The following is a 24,475-nucleotide window of genomic DNA, read 5'->3' as shown; positions in this document are numbered from 1 at the left end:
CGCAGCCGATATGGCTGAAAGATCAACGCCGTCCGCGCACCCACCAGTCGGTGTCGTCGTCGAACCACCAGCGGCTAGAGTCGGTGGCCCAGATGGTTTCCGCCAGGCGGCGTGCGGTTTCCGTGCGCAGGCGGCGCACCGAGAACGGATACCATTCATCGGCGTAGCGGTTACCCAGGTCTTTGTATTCCTTGAGGGCCAGGATCATTTCGAGCTGATCGGCGTCATGGGCAATGCGCGCTTCGTCGCTCTCCGCGGCAGCAAATTCTTCCAGCAGGGCACGGTAGTCGTCGCCGAAAGGCAGGGTGCGCGCCAGATCATCCACCGCCTTCTTCTCATCCACCTGGACGTATTTCTTGTTAACGTAGTTGAGATCGCCGGTGCGGGCCTCGGGGATATCGTGAAACAGGCACATCTGCAGCACCTTGCCGACATCGACGCAGCCATCGAGCCGTGCCAGGGTGTAGCCGATCAGCGTGGCGCGGAAACTGTGCTCGGCCACCGACTCCGCCCCCGAACCGAGGAACTGAAAACCGGTGCGCGGCGTGCGCTTGAGCATGCCGGCTTCGAAGAAGAAATTGGCGAGATGTTTCATGGGGATATCCGTTTCAGTTATCAGTTGTCTGAACCGCCGCTACCCCATCCGGATCAGAAAAACGCCGCCCAGAATGGTCAGGGCGGACAGGATGCGGATGCGGCCGAAGCGTTCGCCGAGAAAGATGATGCCGATCAGGACGCCAATCAGCAAGCTGACCTGCCGCGTCGGCACCGCGTAGCTCACCGGCGCCATCTGCAGGCCGTAGCGAAAGGCGATAAAGGATCCCATCATCACCGGCCCCGAGATGAGAATCAGATTGCGGCTGCGCTGCCATTCGGCTCGCACGCGCCCACGGTATCGGGAACGCATCAGGTTGGCGGTCATGATCAGCATCATGAAAAAAACCAGCAAATAGGTAAAATACAGGGGAGAATAGCGCATCACCCCGGTCTTGTCGATGACCGCACCGACCGAATAGATGAAACCGGCCATCAGCGCTGCCGCCACCCCCGGCTCGCCCAGGCTGCGGAACGGCCGCAGGATTTCATCAAGAGACAGGCGGCGCAGCTGAATGCAGTAGGCGCCGGCCACCACCAGGGCGATGCCACAGGCTCCGACAAGAGTCAACCGTTCGCCGAAAAAAAGAATCCCCCACAGGGGCACATAGACCATGGAGGTCTGGGCCAGCGGGTAGGCCAGCGACAGGTCGCCGTCGCGGTAGGCGCGCCCGTTGAACAGATGATAGAGCACAAAACAGAGACCGCCCGCAGCGGCCAGAAGGAGAATAGAGAGATCCGGACGGGGAAAGTCGCCCGGAACAAACAGCAGGGCGAGGCTGAACAGCAGGCCGGAGCTCAGGAACATCCACCAGATAAACACCGTCTTGTCGCCGCTGCGCTTGACCAGCAGATTCCACAGGGCATGCATCAGGGCGGAAAAGAGGATCAGGAAAAAAGCGGTATTGCTCATGACACCCCTTTTTGCAGCGATAACGGGGAATGGAGCCCTGTGCGAAGGCCGCCCGGCAGGGGCGTGAAATTGTTGACAAATGACGGATGAACGGCAGAATTCAAAGGAGAGCCTGTCTGCAGTCTGCAACTTATTTTCAGCAAGGAGAAAGAAATGCCCGATACACGCATCGAAAAAGATTCCATGGGAGAAATGAGCGTCCCCGCCGATGCCCTCTACGGCGCCCAGACCGCCCGCGCGCTGGAGAACTTCCCCATTTCCGGGCTGCGGTTTTCCCGCCCCTTCATTCGCGCCCTGGGCATGATCAAGGAAGGCGCGGCGCGGGCCAACATGGAGCTGGGCCTGCTGGACCGCGAGATCGCCATGGCGATTATGGAAGCCTCCGAGGAGGTCATCCAGGGCGACCTCGATGATCATTTTCCGGTGGATATTTTCCAGACCGGCTCGGGCACCAGCACCAACATGAACGCCAACGAGGTGATCGCCAACCGCGCCGCGCAACTGCTCGGAAAGCAGCTCGGCGAGCGGCCGGTACACCCCAATGACCATGTGAATCTCGGCCAGTCAAGCAACGATGTCATCCCCACCGCCATCCACGTGGCGGCAGCGGTGGAGATCCGCAAACGGCTCACCCCTGCCCTGTTCGAACTGCAGGAGGCCCTGGGAGAGAAAGCCGGCGAATTCGATGACATCGTCAAGATCGGCCGCACCCATCTGCAGGATGCCGTCCCGATCCGCCTGGGGCAGGTTTTTTCCGGCTACGCGCGCCAGGTTGCGGTGTCGATCCGCCGCATCGAGGGCGCAGCCAACGGCCTAAACGAACTGCCGCTGGGGGGCACCGCCCTCGGCACCGGTCTCAACACTCATCCCGAGTTTGCCGCCAAGGTCATTGACGGGCTGGCGCAAACGACAGGCCTGCCGCTGCGCGAGGCCTCCAACCACTTCGAGGCCCAGGCCAGCCGCGACGCGCTGGTCAACGCCAGCGGCGCCCTCAAGGCCTGCGCCACCGCCCTGTACAAGATCGCCAACGATATCCGCTTTCTCGGCAGCGGGCCGCGCTGCGGTCTGGGCGAGCTGGTGCTGGCGCCGGTGCAGCCGGGCAGCTCCATCATGCCCGGCAAGGTCAACCCGGTCATGGCCGAGAGCCTGATGCAGGTCTGCGCCCAGGTCATCGGCAATGACGCGGCGATCACTGTAGGCGGGCTGTCGGGCAACTTCGAGCTCAACGTCATGATGCCGGTCATGGCGCACAATCTGCTGCAGTCCATAGCGCTCCTGACCCAGGCCGCCCGCGCCTTCAGCGATCGCTGCATCCAGGGGCTGGAGGCCGACCGCGAGCGCTGTGAAGAGCTGGTGGAGCAGAGCCTGGCCATGGTCACCGCCCTGGCGCCGGTCATCGGTTACGATCAGGCGGCCAAGATCGCCAAAAAAGCCTTCGACGAAGGCAAAACCGTGCGCGAGGTGGTGCGCGACGAAAAACTGCTCGACGATGAAAAACTGGCGCAGATACTCGACCCCCGTCCGATGACGCAACCGGGAATCCCGGGGAAGACGCGGTGAGTTGAAAACCTCTTAACGGAGAGGCGCAGAGGTGTGAGAGACGGAGAGAAGAGCCCTTTTTATGTCAGGAAATCTCTCCGCCTCCCGCTCCTCTGCGCCTCTGCGTTGAACCCCTTTTCGCCTTCTATCCCCGCTCCTGTCCGCATTTCCAGCAGGAGTCGAACTGCCCCTCCAGCTTTTCCCCACAGGCGGGACAGGTCCAGGCTTCATGGACCTCATCCTCGCGCAGCCAGCCCTCAATCAGCTTGCGGGCGCGCGGCAGCATCTCCTCGTCGATAATCCACAGCTCTGGGCGGCACTCCAGAAAAGGGATCTCGCCCAGGGCACTGAACAGCTCTTCGTTGCGCAGCAGGCAGTCGATCCCCTCGTAGCGCAGGCGCTCCTTGAGCAGCAGCGCCAGGGGGCGCTCCTGCAGGCTGAAGACGTGCAGCCGCTTCATCGCTCCTTCCGGAGTGCGTCACAGATGGAGGGGCCGAGTTCGCGCTGCTGCCAGCGCTTGAGGATCCCGGCCTGTGCCAGTTCCTCGGCAGAGTCCGGGTTGAAGCGGGCGATCTCCTCCATGGTGGCGTTGTTGATCAGCACGCCGGGATCGATCCCCAGCTCCTCGGCCCTGGCGCTGCGCCACTGCTTGAGCTTCGTCATGCGTTGGTCCACTTCCGGATCGCGCACGGGACGCTCCTTGCGCGGGATCACCGGCAAGCTCTCTTGAGGAAGATCCTGCGCCTGCCGTACCAGCTCCACCAGCCGCCGCCCGTACCGATCGGCCAGCCGCGCAGGCATCCCCGAAAGTCCCGTCAGAGCCCGCAGGGAGGTGGGCTGTTCACGGGCCACCTCGAGCATCACGGCGTTTCCGAGCACCTTGAAAAGAGGGCTGTCGCGCCGGCGCGCCTCTTCGTCGCGAAACTCCAGCAGCAGCTCGAGCACCGCCAGCTGGCGCGGCTTGAGGCGGCTTGCCCCTTTCACCCGGGTGAACAGGGGACCTTCATGTTCGCTGTGGCGCACCGCTTCGAGCAGTTCGAACTCCTCCGCCACCCAATCGAGGCGCCCCGCCTCACGCAGGCGTTTTTCAAGCATTTCCCCCAGCGCATGCAGATAACGGGTGTCTTCCGCCGCGTAGCGCGCCATATCCTCGGGCAGCGGACGCTTGGTCCAGTCGGCGCGCTGGAATTTTTTGTCCAGCGTCACGCCGTAATATTTCTGCAGCACATCGGCCAGGCCGACTTTTCCCTCACCGAGGAACTGGCAGGCGATCATGGTGTCGAACAGCCCGCGCACCTCCAGCCCGAAGTCGCGGTGCAGGCAGCGGATATCGTAATCGGCTGCGTGAAAATACTTGCGCACCGCTGGATCAGACAGCACCGGCGCCAGCGGCGACAGGTCCGTCATCGCCAGGGGATCGATCAGCGCGCTCTGCTGCGTTCCGGAGATCTGCAGCAGACAGACCTTTTCCTGGTAGTGGTGCATGGAATCGGCTTCGAGATCGACCGCCAGTGCCGTATCGTTCGCCAGGTCGGCGAGAAAGGCAGTCAGCTCGGCGGTGGTGGTCAGGATGGGGGGTATGGATGTCAAATCAAAAACTCCGAAAGAATGAAGAGGATTTCAGATCAATGATGAACCTGCACAGCGTGGGGATCGCCCCCTCATGCAACTTGATCAAGATAAGGCAAGGCCTTCTTGTGGGCCCCGTGGAGGGCCAATCCAGAGAGTTCTTCCGCCTCCAGCCAGCGGCAGTGATCGCTTTCCGCGATATGCACTGCGGCAGGCGCAACCACACCGAAGAGACGCAGATCGAGACGGAAGTGACTGTAGACATGGCGCAGGCGCGCCACCTCCTCCGGCTCTGCGGCCACACCCGACTGCTGGAGAAAACGACGAAGGGCAAGCGCCGGGTCCTCGCCGTCGGCGATTTCGACCGTAGGGAATTCCCACATCCCTCCCAGCAACCCGTGGTAAGGGCGGCGGCAGACGCGGAACCTCCCGCTGGAATCACGCCACAGAAGTGCGGCCTGAACAACCTCAGGCACTTTTTTGCGCACAGCCGGCAGCGGCAGCTGCCTCTCCAGCCCGAGGGCGCGGGCGCGGCACAGCCCTTCCAGGGGGCAGACACTGCATTGCGGCTGTCGCGGTGCACACACCGTGGCGCCCAGATCCATAATGGCCTGAGCGTAATCGTGGGGACAGTCGGCAGGGGTCAAGGCTTCGGCCCAGCGCCACAGTTTTTTCTCCGCCGCCGTGCCCCGGGGGTTCTCCTGCAGGGCAAAGAGGCGGCTCAGCACCCGCCTCACGTTGCCGTCCAGGATCGGGGCTGGACGATCGAAGGCGATGCTCAGAATCGCGCCGGCGGTGGAGCGCCCTACTCCGGGCAGGCCCTGCAGACCTTCAAGGCTGTCGGGGAAAGAGCCGCTATGCTGCTCCACGACCTGACGAGCAGCCGCGTGCAGGTTGCGCGCCCGCGCATAATAGCCCAATCCCGCCCATAAAGTGAGAACCTCATCGACAGAAGCCGCAGCCAGAGCCCCGACATCCGCGAAACGCCCCAGAAAACGCTCATAGTAGAGGATAACCGCGTCCACCGTGGTCTGCTGCAGCATGATCTCCGCCAGCCACACCCGGTAGGGATCGCGGGTGCCCCGCCAGGGCAGATCGCGTCCCTGCCGCCCGTACCAGCTGAGCAGGCGTCGGGCGACTTCCGCCGAGGCAAAGGGGATTTCCTTGTCGGACTCCTGCGAAGACAGGGAGGTGCAAACCACTCAGCCGATCTCCCGCAGCGCATCCAACGTCGCCATCATCTCCTCGCGCGTCCCGATGGAGATGCGCAGGCCGTGGGCCAGGGCCGGATCGGAAAAATACCGGACCAGGATGCGACGCTGGTAAAGGGCGTCATATACGCGCTTGCCGTCGCGGTCGGGGGGCGAGGCAAAGAGATAGTTGCCCTGGGAAGGGATCACGCTGTAGTCCAGAACCTGCAGCTCGACACTGAACCAGTCGCGTGTTTCGCGAATGCGCTGCACGCAGCGGGAAAAATACTCCTGGTCGCGTAAAGCCGCCGTCACCGCGGCCTGGGCAAGGCGGTCAAGATTGTAGTGATCACGGATCTTGTCGAGAGCGGCGATCACCTCGGGGCGCGCCACCGCCAGCCCGAGGCGCATCCCGGCCAGGCTGTAGCTTTTGGACAGGGTGCGGGTCACCACCAGGTTTTCATACTTGTGCACCAGGTCGAGAGCGTTGTCATCGGCGAAATCAGCGTAGGCCTCGTCAACCACCAGCATGCCGGCCACCCGTCCGGCCAGCTCTTCGATAAATTCACGGGGATAGGCGAAGCCGAGGGGTGCGTTGGGGTTGGTCAGGAAAAACAGCTTGCCCTCATAACGCTCGGGAAAACCGTCAAGCTCCCATTTATCGGTCAGACCGAAAGTGCACACCCGCGCACCCTGAATCTCAGCCAGGGTCGCATAATAGGAGTAGGAGGGATGCACATAGGCGATCTCCTCCCCTTCCCCGGCAAAAGCACGAATCAGGTTGTTGAGCACTTCGTCGGAGCCATTGGCCATAATCACCCAGGCGGGATCGACCCCGTAGAGTCGCGCTGCCTCCTGCCGTCCGGCACGGCTGGCCGCATCGGGATACTGGCGCAGGCGAGCGCCGTCTTCGCCCAGCTCACGCAGGATCGCCTCACGCACCGCCGGTGACGGTGGATAGGGATTCTCGTTGGTGTTGAGCTTGATCCAGTCCTGCCCGTCATCGGGCTGGAAACCCGGCACGTAGCCTGCCATGTTTCTGATGTTGTCACGCAAGGGGATCATGGATTCTCCGAAATTCAAGGCTGACTTCATCCACTCCCCCAGCGGGGGAGGGTTAGGGTGGGGGCTGGTCCGGGCAGCAGCTCAGGTTCCCCCCTCCCAGCCTCCCCCCGCTGGGGGGAGGAGCTACGCTTCAATAAGTTTCCAGAATCTCATAATGAGTATTGCGCTTGGCTGGAATAAACCCGGCGCCGCGCGCCAGTTCCACCACTTCATCCTGTGACATGCGGAAGGAGCATCCGGCCGCGGCCACGACATTTTCCTCCAGCATGGTGCCGCCGAGATCGTTGGCGCCGAAAAAGAGCGCCACCTGCGCCATACGCGCCCCCTGGGTCACCCAACTGGCCTGAATGTTGGGGATGTTGTCGAGGAGAATGCGCGAGAGTGCCAACACCTGCAGATACTCGACCCCGCCGACGGTTTCGCCGCCCAGTTCCGTGTTGCTCGGCTGGAAGGTCCAGGGGATAAAGGCGGTAAAACCTCCGGTGCGCTTCTGGATGTCGCGCACCCGCAGCAGATGTTCGACAATATCCTCGAGGCGTTCCCGCGAGCCGAACATCATGGTGGCGGTGGTCTTCATGCCGAGAAGATGCGCTTCTTCCATCACCGCCGCCCAGTCACGCCAGCCGATCTTGTTGGGCGAGATCTCCTGACGGACTGTGTCCACCAGCACCTCGGCCCCGCCGCCGGGCACCGAATCGAGACCCGCCGCCTGCAGACGGCGCAGACACTCGGACATGGAGAGCTGCGACAGACGCGCCACATGAATCACCTCCGCCGGCGACAGGGAATGAACCTGCACCTGCGGGAATCGCTCCTTGATGGCGCGCAGCAACGACTCGAACCAGTGAATATCAAGCTCCGGATGCAGCCCGCCCTGCATCAGCAGCTGCGTACCGCCGTGATCAACCAGCTCCTGGATCTTTTCCAGGATGGCGTCAGTTTCAAGCAGATAGGCGTCCGCCGCGCCGGGCTTGCGGTAGAAGGCGCAGAAGCGGCACTGAGACTCGCACACGTTGGTGTAGTTGACGTTGCGGTCCACCACGAAGGTCACCCGCGTATGGGGATGAAGCCGCCGACGCACGCCATCGGCCAGCCGCCCCACCTCCAGCAGATCGGCCTCCTTGAGCAGCCACAACGCCTCTTCACGCCCGATTTCCTGCCCCTCGTTCAATTTTTGGGAAATGGTGTCAAACATCCGAATCTATCTTTCCTGAAAAATTTATAATTCCTGCACATCCCCCCGCAATGGAGCGTCAAAGTGTCGGCGTTACCTTGGCCAGGGTGTTTGCCGCCAGGGAGGGCGGCAATCAAGCCCCAGGGATGGGTTCACACGTCCCTCTCCAATCCACCACCAACGGAGCGTCAGGGTGTCGGCTCTGTCTTGGCCAGGGTGTTTGCCGCCAGGGAGGGCGGCAATCAAGCCCCAGGGATGGGTTCACGCGTCCCTGGACAAGACAGAGCCGACACCCTGACGCGGTCCACCCCCCTACCTTGTCAAAAATCCCCCCTCAGCGCAATCCAAGAATCAGCAGGTTGACCAGGCCGATGAAGAAGCCGAGCAGCGCCCCGAACAGGTTGATGTACTTGAACTGCTCCTTCATGATCCCCATCAGCAGTCCTTCCACCGTAAGCAGATCGAGGGAGTTAACCTTCTCCTCCACGATGCGCTGCACATTGAGGGTTTCCACCAGCGGCGGTACCTCCTTCTTGAGAAGCTCCTCCAGCTGCCGACAAAGTCCGGTGTTAAGCTCCTCGCGCACATCGGCAGGCACCCTCGCCGACAACCGCCCGAGCGGGCGGCGGAACAACCACTCCTCCAATTGCTCTGCCAGAATATTGGAAAAAGCATCGCGCGCCGCCGGAGAGCGCAGGGTGGTCAGGATGCGCTGCACCAGCCACTCGCGCCCATGATCAAGGCCGTCGTCAGGCAGGCTTTTATGCAGCAGCACCCCGAAAGAGCGATCCTTGACACGGTCGATGCCGCGCTCGGCCAGCCCCAGCGCCGCCTCGCCCGCCTTGCGGCTCTGCACATACTGCACCGCCTTGTCGCGGGCAAACCGCCGCACCCCGGCCACCTTCTCGTAGGGCACCTTCTCCAGGTAGCTCGCCAGAGAGCGATCAAGCAGGCCGTCGACCCGCTCGCGCAGCATGCGTGCCACCTGCTCCTGGGTTTTCTCCTCCCTGAGCCAGCGCGCGATCTCGTCGCCGGCCTTATCCAGAAATTCGGGAATGCGATCGTAGATCTTGTCGAGATTGATGAACCCGGCCATCAACCCCGACAAACCGCCGAGGGAATCAAGGAACCCTTCAATGGCCTGCCGCCCCTTGACCACCAGCCGCTGCCGGAAATCGGGGTCATAGAGCATGCCGCCGAACTTCTCGAGCAGCGGCGGCACCTCCCGCTCGAGCTGCGTCATCAGCACTTCGATCAGATCGGCCGGCAGAAGTTCGCGCAGCGTGCGCTGGGAGCCCACCCACTGTTCAGTCTTGCTGTCCACGAAGGAGGCCACCGTTTTTGCAGTCGCCGGCGACTGCAGGAATGTGGTGATGCGCTGATCCAGGTGACGCCGCAGCTTATCGTAGCGCTCCGGATTCAGGAAGCTTTCCAGATCGCGGGAGAGCCATTCGCCCTCCTTGCGCACCAGGTAATCACGCAGCCGCAGCTCGAACTCAGGGCTGTCAAGATAGGCGAACACCGTCTTAACCACCTTCCAGCGCAGCAGTTCAGTCAGCTCGCGGAAGCGATGCCGGAAATCGGCCGGCACCAGCTGCTCCAGGGTACCCAGGTCGCGATCGAGAAAGCGCCCCAGCTTGTCCGATACCGCACCCTTGATCTCGCGGCGGAAGCTCTCTTTCTCCAAAGCGCGGCCTACATCATCGGAGGTCAGCAGATGACTGCCGACCATCTCCCCCATGCGCGCCGCCAGTTCATGGCGCTTGGACGGGATAATTCCCGGCGTCAGCGGCACGCGCACCCCCAGCAGGCGCCAGGGGCGCAGAGGGCGGAACAGCATGCGGATGGCGATGTAATTAGTGACGTAGCCGATGAAAGCCCCCAGCACGGGGGGCAGCAGGTAGGGCAGTATCGTCCTGAGCGTCAGATCATCCATAAAAAAAATCCCGTTTCCCATTGCGGCACTCATTCACCGCACGCCATGATAAACCGGTTGCGCCGCGGCGACAAGCGCTGTGACGAGCGAGAGAAATCTGTTAAACTTTTCAGCTATCAAACGCACAGTGAAAGGAACGTTCTCATGCCCAATGGAAATCTGGACCCCGATGAACCGCAATTACGTGTCCGCGAGATGACCATCGACGATCTCTCGCCGGTCTTTCATATCGGCGAAGAGATCTTCACCGCCGAGTTCTCCCCCAGCCTGTATCGCACCTGGGACGAGTACGAAATCACCACCATGTTCAACAGCGACAGCGAGCTGTGCCTGGTGGCGGAACGGGACGAGGAGATCGTCGGCTTCGCCCTCGGCACCACGGTCGAAAAGCACAACTCCGCCTGGAAGTACGGCTACCTGGTGTGGCTCGGGGTGCGCAAAGGGCTGCAGAAAGGCAGGGTCGGCGACAAGCTGTTTCGCGAAATCCAGCGCCGCATGCGCGAGCAGGGGGTGCGCATGATCGTCGTCGACACCGCCGCCGACAACGAAGCCGCCATCCGCTTTTTCCAGAAACAGGGCTTCGGCAATGTGCAGGAGCATGTCTACATGACCCTTAATCTGGCGAAGAAAAGACGCCGGAAGAAAGAATAAGCATGCACCAAATCCTCGACAAAGTCTGGCACGCCATCGACCCGCAACGCCTGCACGCACTGCTGCGCGACATGGTCGATATCTATTCCCCTTCGGGTAAGGAAGAGGACATCCAGGTTATGCTGGAGGAAACCCTGCAGCGGGCGGGATTCGCCGTGCGGCGGCAGGAAGTGGACGAAGACCGCTACAACCTGATCGCCACCCTCGGCTGGTCGGAACCGGAACTGTACCTGGTGGGGCACGTCGACACCATTACCGCATGGGACCTGGAAGAATACTGGTCGCGCGAGGAAGGGCCGCTGCTTTACGGATTGGGCAGCGCCGATATGAAGGGGGGCTGCGCCGCCATGGTCGAGGCCTTTCTCGCCCTGGCAGAGCTGCCCAACGACGAGCAGCCCCCGGTGGGGCTGGCCCTGGTCGTGGGAGAAGAGGAAAACGGCGACGGCAGCATCGCCTTTCTCGAGGAATTTCAGCCCGAGTGGGTGGTGATCGGCGAGCCCACCGGCCTCAACGCCTGTTTCGCCCATTACGGTTATCTTGAGGCAGGTCTCGTCAGTCGCGGACGCCGGACCCATTCGTCACTGCCCGAACTGGGGCACAACGCCGTGGAATCAATGCTTCGCGTGCTGCTGTACCTGGGGCGCGACCACCTCTTCGACCGCAGCAACTCAGGGGTCGTCTACTCCATCCGCGAACTGAGTTCGTCGCGAGCCGGCTTCGTGGTCCCCGATCGCTGCGAAACCTGGATCGACCTGCACCTGCCCCCTGCCACAGACCCTCGGGAGGTCGAAGAGACGATCCGCAAGCGATTGGAAGAGTCCAAAGAACTCATTCCCGACCTCGACTGTGAACTGTCCTTCGACTTCTCCTCGCGCGGCTACGACCTCGGCACCGATTCTGCGGTGGCGCGCGCACTGGAACAGATCTACCCCACCATCGGGCTGCCGCTGCGCTTCGATGCCTTCCGCTCCCATTCGGACGGCAACCTCTTTTTCGAGGCCGGCGTCAAACCGCTGGTGCTCGGCCCCGGCGCCCTGGAAGTGGCACACACCCCGGACGAACACATCCCCCTCGACCAGGTCACCGCCGCTGCGAAAATTTATACGGCACTTTGCCTGGGGGTAGCGGGCGGGGGTTGATTGCCACTAAGACGCTAAGGCGCGAAGAAAGTCGATAAAAAATCAAATCATCACAATGTCCCCTCCCCAGCGGGAGGGGTGTAACGTATTAAAGATTTTCTTCGAGTCTTAGTGGCGAAAAATTCTACTCCATCTCGATCAGCGAGTGATCGCCGATATTCATCTTGCGCGGTGTACCGTGCAGGGTGACGGAGTCGCCGATGATGGAGTTCGAGAGGATCAAGTCGCTGACCTCCGTTTCCGCATTGATGATGGAGTCGCGGATGATGCTGCCGCGGATGCGGGTGCCGGCGGCGATGGAGACATTGGGGCCGATGATCGAGTCACGCACGCTGGCGCCCTCTTCGATATGCACCGGCTCGACCAGGACGCAGCCCTGCGCTTCGCCGTGAACGTGGTGACGCTCGCGCAGCAGGTAGCGGTTGGTTTCCAGCAGCGTCTCCGGCTTGCCGCAGTCGAGCCAGGCGTCGATCTCGGGGGCCTTGAATTTGAGCCCGTCACGGATCATGTTCATGAACACCGACGGCAGATAGTATTCGCCTTTGACCGTTTCCCCGGCGTCGATGGTCTTCTTTAGATAATCCATGAAGCCCTGCCCATCCTTGAGATAATAGAGGCCCACCTGGGCAAGGCGCGAGACGGGGGTGTCGGGCTTCTCCACCATATCGACGATAAAGCCGTCCTTCACCACGTTGACGCCGAAACGCTGATAGTCCTCCACCTCCTTGGAATAAATCAGCCCGTCGCAGTCGGCGCAGATCTCGGGGATGCGCTCCAGGTCGGTGACAAAGATGGTGTCATTGAACACCACCAGCACATCGTCGCCGGGCTTGATGCGCTCGGAGGCCAGGGAGACGGCGTGGGCGGGGCCGAGGCGCTCCTGCTGCACCACGGCGGAGGTCTTCAGGTCGGGGAAGCGGCGCGCCATGAACTCCATCACCTGGGGGCCGTTGTCCTCGTCGTTGATGAAAATGTATTCTTCGGCTGCAAGCGGGGCCAGGCGCGAGACAATGTGCTCGAGCACCGTCTTGCCGCCCACATGCACCAGCGATTTGGCCTTGGTATGGGTATGGGGGCGCAGGCGCGTGCCGCGTCCTGCGGTGGGAAGAATAATCTTCATAGTTCAATCCTCCTTTGCTGCTTGTCAGAAACGGGGTAAATCCGCTAGTCTGCGCGGATCACAGAATACAATTTTCAATAGATTCACTAGCATACCACAGGGGTGCGGTTGCACAAAGGACGCCCCGGGACGCGCGTGTACCTAATAATAAACAGTCCCCTTCCCCCAGCGGGGGGAGGTCGGGAGGGGGGAGCCTGGGAACCTGCTCAAGACCCGCCCCCACCCCAGCCCTCCCCCGCTGGGGGAATTGCAATTTAAGGAGTTGTCATGGGAGACACATTGATTCGCCTGCTCACGCGTGACGGCACCCTGCGGGGGCTGGCCGCCAACACCACCGACCTTTGCCGCGAGATCTGCGCAAGCCAGGGGTGTGACCCGACGGCCAGCGTGGCGCTTGGGCGGCTGATCACCGGCGCCGCGCTGATGAGCGGCCTGCTCAAGGGCGATCAGCGCCTGGCCTTGAGCGTGGAAGGCAACGGCCCGCTGCAACGCCTCAACGCTGAAACGGATGCTGAAGGACATATCCGCGCCAACGTGCGCAATCCCCTGCCGGGGCTGCCCCCCAAGGATGATCGCTTTGATGTGGTCGGCGCGGTGGGGCGCGCCGGCTTTCTGCATGTCATCAAGGACCTGGGGTTGCGCGAGCCCTATCGCGGCACGGTACAGTTGGTCAGCAGCGAGATCGGTGAGGATCTGGCCTACTATCTGACCACCTCGGAACAGATCCCATCGGCTGTCGCCCTCGGGGTGGCCCTGGATCAGGAGGGGCTGGTCGATGTCGCGGGCGGCTTCATCCTGCAGTCGCTGCCGCCGGGGGATGAAGAGCGCGTGGCGGAGATCGAACGGAGGCTGAGTGAACTGCCCCCCGTCACCACTCTGCTACGCGGCGGGAACAATTCCCCCCTTGCGCTGCTGGAGCCGCTGCTGACGGGAATCCCCTTCGACATCAAAGCAGAGCAGCCCCTGATGTTTCGCTGCAATTGCAGTCGCCCCCAGGTGGAGCGCATGCTGCGCGGCCTTTCGCAGGAAGAGCGCAAAGAGCTGGCCCAGCGTACGGAAGACACCGTGGTCACCTGCGAATTCTGCCGCCGGAACTACGCCTTCACCCCGGAAGAAGTGCGCCGCTGGGCAGAATAAGGCGGCAGCAAGAGATGCCTCAGGGAGAAGCTGCGGGCAAGCCTACAATGAGCGGCGCCTCTTTGCCGGCGCTGCTTTGCCAGTCGAAGCCGTCCACCGCCACCCCGCGGCGCTGCAGATAACGCTGCAGCAGCTCCAGCCGTTTGTCGGCCAGGCGCTGGTCGTAGGCCTCACCCAGCGCGGTCGCGGCATGGACTCGCACCTGCCAGGGGTGATCTTCAGTGGACTTGAGAAAACCGGCCAGCGGCTCGAGCAGTTCCTCGCCACGCCCCAGGGGCAGAATGGAGCCGGCGGCGAACAGCGTCTCTCCCGGGTAGCGGATCTGCAGGCCGCCGTTTCTTTCCACCTGCGCGCCGGGCAGCGCCTGCGCCCGCACCGCCAGGTCATCAACGGAAAAAGACGACGCCGGCGCGGCCTCCTCCCTTTCCGCAACGGGAGAACAGCTGCACAAAAGTATGACCGCAACCCACAGCAGCAGGCGCCCCATCATCGTTTATCTCCTCTTGTCATCATCGCGCTCCTCCATTCTTTGCGTCGCCCCACGACCGTCTTCCAATGCCTGCAATCGCCACAGGCGCGCATAGACCCCCTGCTTCTGCAGCAGTTCGGCATGACGGCCCTGCTCGGCGATGCGGCCGCGACGCAGTACCACGATCCGGTCGGCATCGACAATCGAGCGAAGCCGGTGAGCAATCAGCAGCACACTGCGCCCGCCGTGGGCCGCTTCGACTCCGCTGCGCACCTGCTGCTCCGTCTCGGCATCGAGCCGGCTGGTCGCTTCATCGAGGATGAGCAGCGGCGGGTCATGCACCAGGGCACGCGCCAGGCACAGCAGCTGCCTCTGGCCGGCGGAGAGGTTGCGGCCGCGCTCAGCCACGCGGGCCTGAAACCCGCCCAGGCGCTCGACCACCCCGGCCGCGCCGCTGCGCTGCAGGATCTCCCACAGTTTATCATCCCCGCAGATTTTTTCCGGGTCGAGGTTGTCGCGCACACTGCCGTCGAACAGAAACGGCTCCTGCCCCACCCAGCCGACACGGCGGCGCACCGTCTGGGGATCGATCCGCGCCAGATCGACCCCGTCGAGCAGAATGCGGCCGCTGCTCGGCTCGTAGAATCGCAGCAGCAGGCGCGCCAGGGTTGTCTTACCGCTGCCGGTGTCTCCCACAATCGCCAGGCTGCTCCCCGGCGGCAGCTCCAGATCAAGGTCCTGGAGGACCGGAGTTTTGCCGTCGTAGCTGAAAGACACCTTTTCCAGGCGCAGCTCTCCGGGACCGGAGGTGTCCGAAACCCCGCCCTGAGGCTCCAGCGGCTGATCGAACAGGTCGAAGATGCGTTCCAGCGAGGCGTTGCTGGACTGAATCACGGCATATTTGGCAGAGAGGTCGCGCAGGGGAGCGAAAAACTTCTGCACGTACTCGATAAAGGCGACCAGGGTCCCGAAGCTCGCCACCCCGGCGATCACCTCGCCGCCGCCGCGCCACAGAATCGCCGCAATGGCCACCGCGCCCAGAGCCTCAACCACTGCATAAAGGGAGGCATCCCAGTTGATGACCCGCATGGAGGCCCGCTGGTAGCTATCCTGCAGTTGGTCGAACTCTTTCAGGGTGCGTTCTTCCTGTACAAACAGGCGCACCTCGTCGACGCCGCTGATACGCTCGGCCACATAGCCGTTGAGGGCGGCCAGACGCGCCCGCACCTGGCGGTTGGCGCGTCGGATGTAATGGCGGAAGAAACCGCCGAACAGCAGCAACACGGGGATCACCGCGAACGCCACCAGCGACAGGGACGGACTCATCCACAGCATGATCGCCACGATAGCCGCCAGGGTCAGCAGGTCGCCGAGAGCGGAGACCACCCCCGAACCGAACATTTCGCCGACATTTTCCACGTCGGAGGTCAGCCGGGTCACCAACCGGCCCGATGAATGGCGATCATAGAAGGATGCCGGCAGGCGCGGCAGACGGGCAAACCCCTCGCTGCGCAGATCCGCCATGATCCGCTGCCCCACCAGCTGCACTACGAATGTCTGCAGATAGACCAGCACCCCTTCCGCCAGCACCGCCGCCAGGAACAGCAGCGCCACCAGCCACAGACCGTCGATCGCGCCGGGCACGATGTAATCGTCGATCCCCACTTTGAGCAGATAAGGCTGCACCAGGCGCACGCCGGCCACCATGGGGAGCAGCATAAAAGCGGCCAGGGCGCTGAAGCGATAGGGTCGCAGGTAACCGAGGAAGCGCCGGAACAGGGGCCAGTCCAGATGCCGGCCGGTGATCTCGTCGCTGTCATGAAAATGAGGTCCGTGAGCCATGGTCCAACCTAACTCTGTTCCAGCTCGTCGCGCAGCTGTTCACGGTGATAGAGACGGGCGTAATGGCCGCCGGCCCGCAGCAGCTCGTCATGACTGCCCTGCTGCCGGATCTGCCCCTCGTGGAGAACAACGATGCGATCGGCGGCGGCCAGCAGCGAAACGCGGGTCGAGACCAGGAAGACGGTGCGCCCGGCCAGTTTAGGACGAATCCGCTGCCATACGGTCTGCGCCGTCGCGGCATCGAGATGGCTGAACGGATCGTCCAGCAGAAACAGTCCCGCATCCCGCGCCAGGGCCCGGCCGATGGAGACCCGTTGGCGCTGGCCGCCGGAGAGACTCAGCCCTCCCTCGCCGACCCGGGTGTCGAAACCGTCGGGGAACTGCTCCAGCTCCGCCGTCAGGCATGCCTGGCGTGCGATGGATTCAAGGCAGCGATCATCGGCGCTGGGCAAAGCATAGAGCAGGTTCTCTCGCAGGGATCCGGAAAAAAGCCGCCCTTCCTGCGGAATGGCACTGATGCGGCGCCGGTGGGAGCGTAGATCAAGCTGGGTCAGGTCGACCCCATCGATAAACAGGGCGCCCGCCGGCGGCAGGTACAATCCGGCCAGCAACCGCAGCAGGGTGGTTTTGCCGGAACCGGTCGAGCCGGCGATACCGACCAGCGAGCCGCCCGGTACGCTCAGGTTGAAATCGCGCAGCACCGGTTCGCCCTGCAAATAGGAAAAATCCAGATGTTGAAATTCGATGCGCGGCGCATCTTCAGGGAGAGGCTGCTTCGAGTTGTCCTCGGTGTTAGCGGATAGAGACGACGCCGGCAGGGTCAGCAGATCCTGCAGGCGCTCCATGCTGGCCGCGGCACGCTGCTTCAGGGTCAGTACCCAGCCGAGCAACAGAGTCGGCCAGGTCAACTGCGACAGGTAGGCGCTGAAGGCCACAAAATCACCCAGCGAAAGTGCACCGGCGGCAACCTTGATCCCGCCGTAATAGAGCACCAGCAGCGTACCCACCGGGCCGACCACCACCATCACCGGCATCACCAGCGCCCGCAGGCGCGCCAGGCTCAGGTTGCGCTGCAGATATTCATCATTGAGTTCAGAAAACCGCCGGCACCGATTGTGCGCCAGGCCATGGGCCCGGATCACCGCCTGTCCGCTGATTGTCTCTTCCACCGCTTCACTGACCTGCCCCAGACCCTCCTGCACCCGGCCGGAGTGGTATAGCAGACGGCGGCTGAGATATTTGACGCCCAGCAGCATGAAGGGGTATGGCAGCACCGCCACCAGGGTCAGGGAGGGAGAGAGGGTGAGCATCATCGCCAACGTCAGAACGTAGACGATGGCGGCATTGAGAATGGTCATCACCCCGAAGCCAGCGAGCATGCGGACATTGGTGACATCGCCGGTGAATCGCGCCAGCAGGTCGCCGGTGCGGTGCCGGTCGAAGAAGGGTCCCGGCTGGGCGAGCAGCCGCTGCAGCAGATCGCGGCGCAGAGCCACCTCGACCCTGCGGGCGGTGTGGAGAAAGGACAGACGCGAAGCAATGCGGGCCAGGCCACGGGCCAAAGCGGCCAGGGCCAGAATTCCTGCAAACATCACCAGGTCAGCATAATCGCCGCGCTCGATCGCTTCGACGCCGCGTTTGAGCATCCAGGGGATGACCAGCGCCAGCAACGCAGTTGCGGTCAGCCACAGAGATCCGCGCAGCAGCACCGCGCGCCAGGGATTGAGATAGCTCAGCAGTGACGCAAAAAGACTCATTCCTGGGTTCTCCGCTGTGAAGCGAAAGCCGGATGGGTGGCGACTTTTTCGATAACCAGAGCCGCGATCAGGCCGTTGAGCACGCCCGTCACCAGGGCAAAGGCGAGAAAGAAGGGGAGCAGCAACCACAGGCCGTCATGCTGTACCAGCAGCCAGCGCGCCATCAGCAGCTGCCCCAAGGCATGCCCCACAGCTCCCAGCGCGCTGGCTCCCACCGGGCCGAGGCGCTCGCCTGCCAGGGCGCGGGCACCGGTCATCAACGTCACCGCCAGCACCCCGCCGGTCAGCGCCAGGAAAAAACCGGGCGCGAACAGGTTGCCGATGACCAGCGAACCCACCAGAATTCGAGCGATACTTACCGTCCAGGCCGCCCGGCCATCGAACAGGTAGAGGGCGCACAGGGTCAGGATATTGGCGAAGCCGAGGCGGAACCAGGGGGCGGGGGAAGGCAGCAGGAATTCGAAGACGTTGAGCACCACCGCCAGCGCGGTAAACAGGGCCAGAAACACCCCGCGCCGACAGCGAGCCAATTCCTGGGGGTCAACGGCTGAGCAGGTCATAAGGCGGGGTATCCTCCTGGCGGCCGCCCTCGATGCGGACGATCAGATGATTCGGAACGCAGGCCAGCAGATCCCCTTGACGGGAAGCCGGTCCCATCCCCATGCAGGCTTTCGTGGGACAGGGAGAAGAGATGACACGCGCGCGGCCGTCTTCTATCTCAATCACCGTCTCACCGAGAGGCCCCGAGAGCCGAGCGCTGCGGGGCTCGGACAGGGGGGCGCTGAACACCACCTGGCCGTCACGCTCGACCACCACCCGTGCGCCGGCGGGGCGCTGCGCCGCCCACAGGGCGGAAGCGACAACCAGCGCCAGCAGCAGAACCACAACCAGGCGGTCAAGAACGGTTGTGCGACTCCATAGAGCAGCAATCACAGGCGGTACTCGGCAAAATTTGCGCTTTGATGTTCTTTCCCGCTGCTGTCGACGATCAGCGCCTCCGCCTCGGGATAAAGCTGCAAAAGAGGTATCCCCTGCTCCGGACCGAGGACGAAGAGCGCCGTAGCCAGCGCGTCGGCCAGCATGGCGCTGGGGGCCACCACTGTTACGCTTTGGCAGGCGGTGGCAGGATAACCGGTACGGGGATCGAACAGGTGATGGTAGCGGCGCCCCTCCTGTTCGAAATAGCGTTCGTAATCACCGGAGGTGACCACGGAGACATCCTCCACTTCGAGAGTGGTCAGCAGCCGCTGCGGGTCACGGGGGTGCTGGATGCCGATCCGCCAGGGGCGCTTCCCTCCGCGGTCTCCCAGCAGGCGCATATCGCCGCCGGCATTGACCGAAGCGAATTCAATCCCCGCATCGGCCAGCAGGAAGATAGCCCGATCAATGGCATAGCCTTTCGCGATGCCACCCAGGTCGATCTGCAGCTCGGGGCTGCTTTTGACGACAAGAGGGGCTTCCAGCCGCAGGGCCTGGGGCCCGATGCCGCGCAGGGCGTCCTCCACGGAATGGGAATCCGGCACCTGCGGGTTTTCTCCCTCGATCCCCCACAGCTCTTTGAGGCGCCCCAGGGTCAGATCGAAGGCTCCGTCGCTCTGTGCCGCCAGATGCAGGCCCAGACGCAGGACGGTGGCCGTTTCCGGGGACACCGGCTGCGGCGTTTCGGCCTTGGAGAGCCGCGCCACGTCGCTGCCCTCGATATGGGGGCTCATCAACTGCTCGATGCGCTCCATCTCGGCGAAAGCATCGCTGACCGCGCCTTCAAGGAGGCTGCGATCAGGGCCCAGGGCGGTGATTTCCACCACCGTTCCCAACAGCAGGCGGCTGCGCCGGACCTCGGAAGAACCGTCCCCTCCCAGCTGCGCCAAGAAAAAAACTCCAGCCAGCAACAGCAGCACCAGGACCATGATCGGGCGATGAAAAGGCATCGGGTCAATCCTCGACGATTTCACCAATCAGGTCGTACTCGGAGGAATCGGTGATGCGCAGCGGCACGATCTCCCCTACTTCGGCCCGCCCGGCGGTAATGTACACCTGGCCGTCCACATCGGGAGCCTGCCGCACGGAGCGTCCGCGCAGCAACAGCTCGGTCTCCTCGCTCACGCCTTCAACCAGCACCGGTTCGACCCGCCCAACAAGGGCTCGGTTCTTGCGAAAGGAGATGCGCGCCTGCGCCTTCATCAGGCGCTTGTAACGCTCGTTCTTGACCCGCTCGGGAACCTGCTCCGGCAGCTCCGCCGCCACCGTTCCTTCCTCGCGGGAATAGCGGAACACGCCAAGGCGATCGAAATGGCCCTCTTCGACAAAGCTCAGCAGTTTTTCGAACTGCTCCTGCGTTTCTCCGGGAAATCCAACGATAAAAGAGGTCCGCAGGGTCAGATCGGGAATCCGCTCACGCAGCCTAGCCACCAGCTCGCGCACCTGCTGTTCGGACACACGGCGGTTCATCTGCTTGAGCATCTCATCGTCGATGTGCTGCAGTGGGATATCGAGGTAGCTGCAGATCTTCTCTTCCCCGGCGACCAGATCAATGAGTTCGTCACTGACGCCGTCGGGGTAGGCATAGAGCAGCCGCAGCCAATGCAGTTCATCGATTTTGGTCAGGGCGCGCAGCAGATCGGGCAGGTTGGCGCCGTCGCTGCGGTCCGCACCGTAGGCGGTAATATCCTGGGCGATAAGATTGATCTCTGCAACTCCCTGCGACACCAGGCGCCGGGCCTCCGCAACAACCGAGTCGATGGAGCGTGATCGCAGCGTCCCCCGCAGGCGGGGGATGATGCAGTAGGAGCAATGATTGGCGCACCCTTCGGCAATTTTGATGTAGGTGCTGTAAAAAGGCGATGACTTGACCCGCGGCGTGGTGTGGTCATAGAGAAAGGATGGGTCGCTCACCGCCTGACGCACTCCGGAGCCTGCGATTTTTTCCTCCAGCAGCGCCACCATCCGCGGGGCATCGGCCGTACCGACGAAGAGATCGACCTCCGGCAACTCCCGCTCCAGCTCTTCGCGATAGCGCTGCGGCAGGCAGCCGCTGACCACCAGCAGGCGGCAGTTGCCGTTTTTCTTGTAATCCGCAACCTCGAGAATAGTATCGACCGACTCCTCCTGGGCATCCTGGATAAACGCGCAGGTATTGACGATGATGATCTCGGCCTGCGCCTCGTCGGTGATGATTTCGTAGCGGTCCGGCGGCAGATGCCCGAGCATGACTTCGGCGTCAACCAGGTTTTTCGGGCAGCCGAGGCTGACCAGCGATACGGTGTGCTTCTTCAAAATGAACTCTATCCTTTTATCGCAGAAAACGCGCAAGTCCCTGTGAACAGGCGGCGTGTGGTTATGTGAGGGGTTCGCTTCCCCAGCGCTGAAAAAGATGGTGATCTTCCCCCAGGCTGTCGAGAATCTTCCCGACGACGAAGTCGATCAGGTCGCTGATTTCACCGGGTTGATGGTAGAAAGCCGGCATCGCCGGCAGAATGCAGGCCCCGGCCCGGGCAAGGCGCAGCATGTTTTCCAGGTGCAGAGCATTGAGCGGCGTTTCGCGCGGCACGAGGATCAATGGACGATGCTCCTTAAGAGCGACATCGGCAACCCGCTCGATGAGGTTGTCACTGATTCCTGCAGCAATACGCGCGAGGCTGCCCATGGAGCAGGGCACGACCACCACGGCATCGGGCGCGGCGGAACCGCTGGCCACCGGCGCCAGCAGGTTTTTTTCGTCGTAGTACTGCAGCTGATCTCCGCAGTTGAAATAACCGCGCAGCATCTCAAGGCGCGCCCCGGTTTCATCCGGCCATGCAAGGCCGGTTTCGTGGCTGAGAACCTGTCCGCCGGCGCGGCTGACCAGAGCAGTGATCCGCACATCATGCTGAAGCAGCCACTCCATCAGTCGCAGCCCATAGCAGGTTCCCGAAGCGCCGGTGATCGCCACCACCACATGCTTGTTTGTTTTATCCATCAGGACCTCAGAGAAGGGCATCGCCCAGGGTGAACAGGAAGATGGTTACGCTGATATAGCCGTTCATATTGAAGAAAGCTGCATCCAGGCGCGACAGGTCGTCGGGTTTGACAAGCCGGTGCTCGTAGAGCAGAAGGCCCGCCACCACGCAGACACCGGCAAAGTAGAGCCATCCGAGCCCCGGCACCAGCAACAGGGTCAGCAGCAGCACCAGCATGCCGGCATGAAACACCCGGGTGAGAATAATGGAGCCTTCGGCGCCGACCCGTGCCGGGATCGAATAGAGCCCTTGCTCGCGATCAAATTCCATATCCTGCAGGGCGTAGAAGATATCAAAGCCGGCGACCCACAACAACACCGCCAGGCCGAGGTTGACCGCAGGCCAGCCGATATCGCCGCGCAGGGCGATCCAGGCGCCCAGCGGCGCCGCCGCCAGGCAGAGCCCCAGAACCAGGTGGGCCATGGCGGTGAAACGCTTGCAGTACGAGTAAAGTACCAGAAAAGCGATGGCTACCGGCGAGAGAAAAAAACAAAGTGGATTGAGCATCCAGGCGGAAAAAATAAGCAGGACAAATGAAGCGATCACCAACGCCCATGCCTCAACGGCTCCCACCTTGCCAGCGGGCAGATGGCGCTGCGCAGTGCGTGGATTACGCGCATCTATGCGCGCGTCGATAATGCGGTTGAGTGCCATGGCGCCGGACCGTGCGCCCACCATGGCCAGGCAGATCCACAGGATCTGCATCCCGGTCGGCGGCGTCCCGTTTTCCAGAGAAGCCAGCACGACCCCCATCAGCGCGAAGGGAAAAGCAAAAACAGTGTGGGAGAATTTGATCATCTCCAACAGATTGCGGGTCTTGTTCCACACCAGGTTCAATGTCATGAGATAACCTTTGCTGCCTGCAGATTTGAAGCTGGATTGAATAGAGGCAGATAGTCTAGCGCGCCCGGCCGAGGGAAACAAGCCCCAGGCGTAGCGGCGAGTCGAGTCCCTCATCTGTCCGCAGGAGAAATACTGGTTGAATCGCTCCTAAAAGCCGTATTCGTGCCAGCGTCTGTTGATCAGGTCCACAATATCAGATGAGGGCACCACTGGAGGACCGCTTGGTGGTCTGGTCACATCGATTGCCATTCGGCCGTGTTCAACTAAGATATCCTGCTCGGGATCAACCCGGTTAATCAATCGCCACAACACCACCGATAAGGGCTCGATTTCTATTTCTCGATCACAAAAGATCAGCAGTCGCGACCGTTTCAAAGGCCCCTGCTGCCACAGGGCACTGGCCAGGTCAAAGATTTCCTGATCCCTGGAGCAATCCACTCCCAGAACGACGCAGCCATGGAAAATGCCCTGTTCGATAAAGCGCAGGCGTTCTATGCAGGGATAATCCACATTGAGCAGGGCAAGGGTGAGGGGTTCTGAACCACGCATCAGGTGGACATTTTCCATGGGCGGAGGGCCGACCACCGTAGCCGGAAAGACTGGATCTTCTCCGTGGTAAAGCGCCTGAAGGTGAAATACCGCCGCACGGTCCGGTGGGGCGTAGTAACCGGTATGGTTGCCAAACGGCCCTTCCAAAGTGTTCTCCTCTGGACAAACCACCCCTTCCATGACAAATTCCGCGTCGGCAGGTATCGTCAAGTCCGTGAGCGGGGCCCGGGCAGAGGAAAGAGGACGGTCGCTGAGCCAGCGTGCGAAATCACTTTCAGAGATGTCCATCGGCAACGGAAATGCTGCAGCGGCCAACCAGGCAGGATCGCTTCCAAGTGTGATGGCGACCGGCATGTTGCGTTTGGCCTGGGCGTAAGCCTCAAAAATCCGGGCGCCATCACTTCCAGGCAAAAAGCGGATAGCGGCACGGTCATCATCGAGTATCTGCATCCGGTAAATGCCGCAATTGATACGCTGGTTCTGTGGGTCTCTCAAGTAGACCTGAGCCAGGGTCAGAAATCGCCCCCCGTCCCCCGGCCAGTTTTGCAGCGCAGGGAGTGAAGTCAGCCCATATTGCCGTAATGGGAGTTCGAGCCTGCCTGCTGGCGCAGAGCAACGGCCCCGGGCTCGAACAAGGTTGCGCAACCGTTCATCACTTCCACGGCCCTGCGCATTTTTTATCAGTTCAGCAATATCCTGAAAGCTTGCCCCCCTTCCCCAGGCAAAAGCCGCACGTCGAGCAGAACCGAACAGGTTGGTCACCACAGGAAACCTACTCTCCCTTACCGATTCAAACAAAAGGGCCTGCCCTCCTCCTGTACTTTTGCAGACGCGGTCGGTAATCGCGGAAATTTCCTGATTACAGGACACAGTTGTCCTGACGTGATGAAGATCACCCTGGCTGTCCAGCTTTTGCAGGAAGGATTTCAGTGAGCGGGTTTTATTCGGCAACAGTTTCACCTTCGTTATTCGCAACCGTTTATCAGATTGCTA

23 protein-coding genes are annotated in these 24,475 nt (G+C 62.1%); 4 read left to right on the top strand and 19 right to left on the bottom strand.

The annotated features are described in order from the left end of the window. Positions 1-22: 22 nt before the first annotated feature. The gene (locus tag GSUB_RS00835) at positions 23-595 is read right to left on the bottom strand and encodes an HD domain-containing protein (protein WP_040198720.1); all 573 of its coding nucleotides are present in this window, start codon (positions 593-595) and stop codon (positions 23-25) included. A gap of 39 nt (positions 596-634) precedes the next feature. Continuing rightward, positions 635-1,507 carry an EamA family transporter gene (locus GSUB_RS00830; protein WP_040198719.1) on the bottom strand — a complete coding sequence of 291 codons (873 nt, stop codon included), beginning with the start codon at positions 1,505-1,507 and terminating at the stop codon, positions 635-637. A 153-nt stretch (positions 1,508-1,660) separates the two neighbouring features. On the opposite strand from GSUB_RS00830, the gene GSUB_RS00825 reads away from it, so the two are divergent. Beyond that, positions 1,661-3,067, top strand: a complete 1,407-nt coding sequence (locus tag GSUB_RS00825) for a class II fumarate hydratase (RefSeq protein WP_040198717.1) — start codon at positions 1,661-1,663, stop codon at positions 3,065-3,067. Positions 3,068-3,191: 124 nt separating this feature from the next. Here the strand turns inward: GSUB_RS00825 and GSUB_RS00820 are convergent, their stop codons facing one another. The 6 genes from GSUB_RS00820 to GSUB_RS00795 form a co-directional block, all read right to left on the bottom strand. Next, positions 3,192-3,506 (bottom strand): putative signal transducing protein, encoded by a 315-nt coding sequence (locus GSUB_RS00820; RefSeq protein WP_040198715.1) that lies wholly within the window; start codon positions 3,504-3,506, stop codon positions 3,192-3,194. Next, the gene (locus tag GSUB_RS00815; RefSeq protein ID WP_040198713.1) at positions 3,503-4,636 is read right to left on the bottom strand and encodes a ribonuclease D; all 1,134 of its coding nucleotides are present in this window, start codon (positions 4,634-4,636) and stop codon (positions 3,503-3,505) included. The genes GSUB_RS00820 and GSUB_RS00815 overlap by 4 nt, the downstream gene beginning before the upstream one ends. 71 nt (positions 4,637-4,707) lie before the next feature. After that, positions 4,708-5,817 carry an A/G-specific adenine glycosylase gene (gene mutY / locus GSUB_RS00810; protein WP_235269861.1) on the bottom strand — a complete coding sequence of 370 codons (1,110 nt, stop codon included), beginning with the start codon at positions 5,815-5,817 and terminating at the stop codon, positions 4,708-4,710. Beyond that, the gene (gene hisC, locus GSUB_RS00805) at positions 5,818-6,870 is read right to left on the bottom strand and encodes a histidinol-phosphate transaminase (RefSeq protein WP_040201858.1); all 1,053 of its coding nucleotides are present in this window, start codon (positions 6,868-6,870) and stop codon (positions 5,818-5,820) included. It lies immediately after the preceding gene. Between the two features lie 130 nt (positions 6,871-7,000). Continuing rightward, complete coding sequence (gene mqnC / locus GSUB_RS00800; RefSeq protein ID WP_040198711.1) at positions 7,001-8,065, bottom strand: cyclic dehypoxanthinyl futalosine synthase; 1,065 nt, start codon at positions 8,063-8,065, stop codon at positions 7,001-7,003. 313 nt (positions 8,066-8,378) lie between these two features. After that, positions 8,379-9,980 carry a DUF445 family protein gene (locus GSUB_RS00795; RefSeq protein ID WP_158414016.1) on the bottom strand — a complete coding sequence of 534 codons (1,602 nt, stop codon included), beginning with the start codon at positions 9,978-9,980 and terminating at the stop codon, positions 8,379-8,381. 144 nt (positions 9,981-10,124) lie between these two features. Between GSUB_RS00795 and GSUB_RS00790 the strand changes: the two genes are divergently transcribed. Both GSUB_RS00790 and GSUB_RS00785 read left to right on the top strand, forming a co-directional pair. Next, positions 10,125-10,631: a GNAT family N-acetyltransferase gene (locus GSUB_RS00790; RefSeq protein WP_040198710.1), complete on the top strand. Its 507-nt coding sequence runs from the start codon at positions 10,125-10,127 to the stop codon at positions 10,629-10,631. 2 nt (positions 10,632-10,633) lie between these two features. Continuing rightward, on the top strand, positions 10,634-11,770 hold the full coding sequence (locus GSUB_RS00785) for a M20 family metallopeptidase (RefSeq protein WP_040198709.1): 1,137 nt from the start codon (positions 10,634-10,636) through the stop codon (positions 11,768-11,770). 124 nt (positions 11,771-11,894) lie between these two features. Here GSUB_RS00785 and GSUB_RS00780 read toward each other — a convergent pair whose 3' ends face one another. Then, positions 11,895-12,890, bottom strand: a complete 996-nt coding sequence (locus GSUB_RS00780) for a sugar phosphate nucleotidyltransferase (protein WP_040198707.1) — start codon at positions 12,888-12,890, stop codon at positions 11,895-11,897. A gap of 267 nt (positions 12,891-13,157) precedes the next feature. Here GSUB_RS00780 and hslO point away from each other — a divergent pair, with 267 nt between their 5' ends. Beyond that, positions 13,158-14,027, top strand: coding sequence for an Hsp33 family molecular chaperone HslO (gene hslO / locus GSUB_RS00775; protein ID WP_040198705.1), 870 nt, complete (start codon positions 13,158-13,160; stop codon positions 14,025-14,027). A gap of 19 nt (positions 14,028-14,046) precedes the next feature. Here the strand turns inward: hslO and GSUB_RS00770 are convergent, their stop codons facing one another. From GSUB_RS00770 to GSUB_RS00725, 10 genes are all read right to left on the bottom strand, one after another. Next, on the bottom strand, positions 14,047-14,517 hold the full coding sequence (locus tag GSUB_RS00770; RefSeq protein ID WP_040198703.1) for an OmpA family protein: 471 nt from the start codon (positions 14,515-14,517) through the stop codon (positions 14,047-14,049). Positions 14,518-14,520: 3 nt separating this feature from the next. Continuing rightward, entirely contained in the window at positions 14,521-16,338 is a 1,818-nt protein-coding gene (locus tag GSUB_RS00765) for an ABC transporter ATP-binding protein (protein WP_052464292.1), read from the bottom strand. An 8-nt stretch (positions 16,339-16,346) separates the two neighbouring features. Beyond that, positions 16,347-18,095 carry an ABC transporter ATP-binding protein gene (locus GSUB_RS00760; RefSeq protein WP_040198701.1) on the bottom strand — a complete coding sequence of 583 codons (1,749 nt, stop codon included), beginning with the start codon at positions 18,093-18,095 and terminating at the stop codon, positions 16,347-16,349. Continuing rightward, on the bottom strand, positions 18,092-18,655 hold the full coding sequence (locus tag GSUB_RS00755; RefSeq protein ID WP_040198699.1) for a Gx transporter family protein: 564 nt from the start codon (positions 18,653-18,655) through the stop codon (positions 18,092-18,094). The genes GSUB_RS00760 and GSUB_RS00755 overlap by 4 nt, the downstream gene beginning before the upstream one ends. Further along, positions 18,636-19,028: a NusG domain II-containing protein gene (locus tag GSUB_RS17755; RefSeq protein ID WP_052464290.1), complete on the bottom strand. Its 393-nt coding sequence runs from the start codon at positions 19,026-19,028 to the stop codon at positions 18,636-18,638. The genes GSUB_RS00755 and GSUB_RS17755 overlap by 20 nt, the downstream gene beginning before the upstream one ends. Further along, complete coding sequence (locus GSUB_RS00745; RefSeq protein WP_052464288.1) at positions 19,025-20,023, bottom strand: FAD:protein FMN transferase; 999 nt, start codon at positions 20,021-20,023, stop codon at positions 19,025-19,027. The genes GSUB_RS17755 and GSUB_RS00745 overlap by 4 nt, the downstream gene beginning before the upstream one ends. Positions 20,024-20,027: 4 nt before the next feature. Continuing rightward, entirely contained in the window at positions 20,028-21,368 is a 1,341-nt protein-coding gene (rimO, locus tag GSUB_RS00740) for a 30S ribosomal protein S12 methylthiotransferase RimO (RefSeq protein WP_040198698.1), read from the bottom strand. Positions 21,369-21,429: 61 nt separating this feature from the next. Continuing rightward, positions 21,430-22,050: a UbiX family flavin prenyltransferase gene (locus tag GSUB_RS00735; protein ID WP_040198697.1), complete on the bottom strand. Its 621-nt coding sequence runs from the start codon at positions 22,048-22,050 to the stop codon at positions 21,430-21,432. A gap of 7 nt (positions 22,051-22,057) precedes the next feature. Continuing rightward, entirely contained in the window at positions 22,058-22,933 is an 876-nt protein-coding gene (locus GSUB_RS00730; protein ID WP_040198696.1) for a UbiA-like polyprenyltransferase, read from the bottom strand. Between the two features lie 147 nt (positions 22,934-23,080). Next, the gene (locus GSUB_RS00725; RefSeq protein WP_268747555.1) at positions 23,081-24,442 is read right to left on the bottom strand and encodes a UbiD family decarboxylase; all 1,362 of its coding nucleotides are present in this window, start codon (positions 24,440-24,442) and stop codon (positions 23,081-23,083) included. Positions 24,443-24,475: the final 33 nt, after the last annotated feature.

Origin of the sequence: Geoalkalibacter subterraneus, from assembly GCF_000827125.1 — a bacterium.
Lineage (GTDB): Bacteria > Desulfobacterota > Desulfuromonadia > Desulfuromonadales > Geoalkalibacteraceae > Geoalkalibacter_A > Geoalkalibacter_A subterraneus.
The sequence above is the reverse complement of the archived record's forward strand: the minus strand, read 5'-3'. Positions and strand labels throughout refer to the sequence as shown.

Coding starts and splice junctions, on each gene's coding strand:
- mqnC (WP_040198711.1), bottom strand. CDS start 8,065: ATGTTTGACACCATTTCCCAAAAATTGAACGAGGGGCAGGAAATCGGG.
- GSUB_RS00785 (WP_040198709.1), top strand. CDS start 10,634: ATGCACCAAATCCTCGACAAAGTCTGGCACGCCATCGACCCGCAACGC.
- GSUB_RS00835 (WP_040198720.1), bottom strand. CDS start 595: ATGAAACATCTCGCCAATTTCTTCTTCGAAGCCGGCATGCTCAAGCGC.
- hslO (WP_040198705.1), top strand. CDS start 13,158: ATGGGAGACACATTGATTCGCCTGCTCACGCGTGACGGCACCCTGCGG.
- GSUB_RS00795 (WP_158414016.1), bottom strand. CDS start 9,980: ATGGATGATCTGACGCTCAGGACGATACTGCCCTACCTGCTGCCCCCC.
- GSUB_RS00730 (WP_040198696.1), bottom strand. CDS start 22,933: ATGACATTGAACCTGGTGTGGAACAAGACCCGCAATCTGTTGGAGATG.
- GSUB_RS00745 (WP_052464288.1), bottom strand. CDS start 20,023: ATGCCTTTTCATCGCCCGATCATGGTCCTGGTGCTGCTGTTGCTGGCT.
- GSUB_RS00790 (WP_040198710.1), top strand. CDS start 10,125: ATGCCCAATGGAAATCTGGACCCCGATGAACCGCAATTACGTGTCCGC.
- GSUB_RS00770 (WP_040198703.1), bottom strand. CDS start 14,517: ATGATGGGGCGCCTGCTGCTGTGGGTTGCGGTCATACTTTTGTGCAGC.
- GSUB_RS00820 (WP_040198715.1), bottom strand. CDS start 3,506: ATGAAGCGGCTGCACGTCTTCAGCCTGCAGGAGCGCCCCCTGGCGCTG.
- GSUB_RS00780 (WP_040198707.1), bottom strand. CDS start 12,890: ATGAAGATTATTCTTCCCACCGCAGGACGCGGCACGCGCCTGCGCCCC.
- GSUB_RS00735 (WP_040198697.1), bottom strand. CDS start 22,050: ATGGATAAAACAAACAAGCATGTGGTGGTGGCGATCACCGGCGCTTCG.
- GSUB_RS00825 (WP_040198717.1), top strand. CDS start 1,661: ATGCCCGATACACGCATCGAAAAAGATTCCATGGGAGAAATGAGCGTC.
- GSUB_RS00830 (WP_040198719.1), bottom strand. CDS start 1,507: ATGAGCAATACCGCTTTTTTCCTGATCCTCTTTTCCGCCCTGATGCAT.
- GSUB_RS00765 (WP_052464292.1), bottom strand. CDS start 16,338: ATGGCTCACGGACCTCATTTTCATGACAGCGACGAGATCACCGGCCGG.
- hisC (WP_040201858.1), bottom strand. CDS start 6,870: ATGATCCCCTTGCGTGACAACATCAGAAACATGGCAGGCTACGTGCCG.
- GSUB_RS00755 (WP_040198699.1), bottom strand. CDS start 18,655: ATGACCTGCTCAGCCGTTGACCCCCAGGAATTGGCTCGCTGTCGGCGC.
- GSUB_RS00760 (WP_040198701.1), bottom strand. CDS start 18,095: ATGAGTCTTTTTGCGTCACTGCTGAGCTATCTCAATCCCTGGCGCGCG.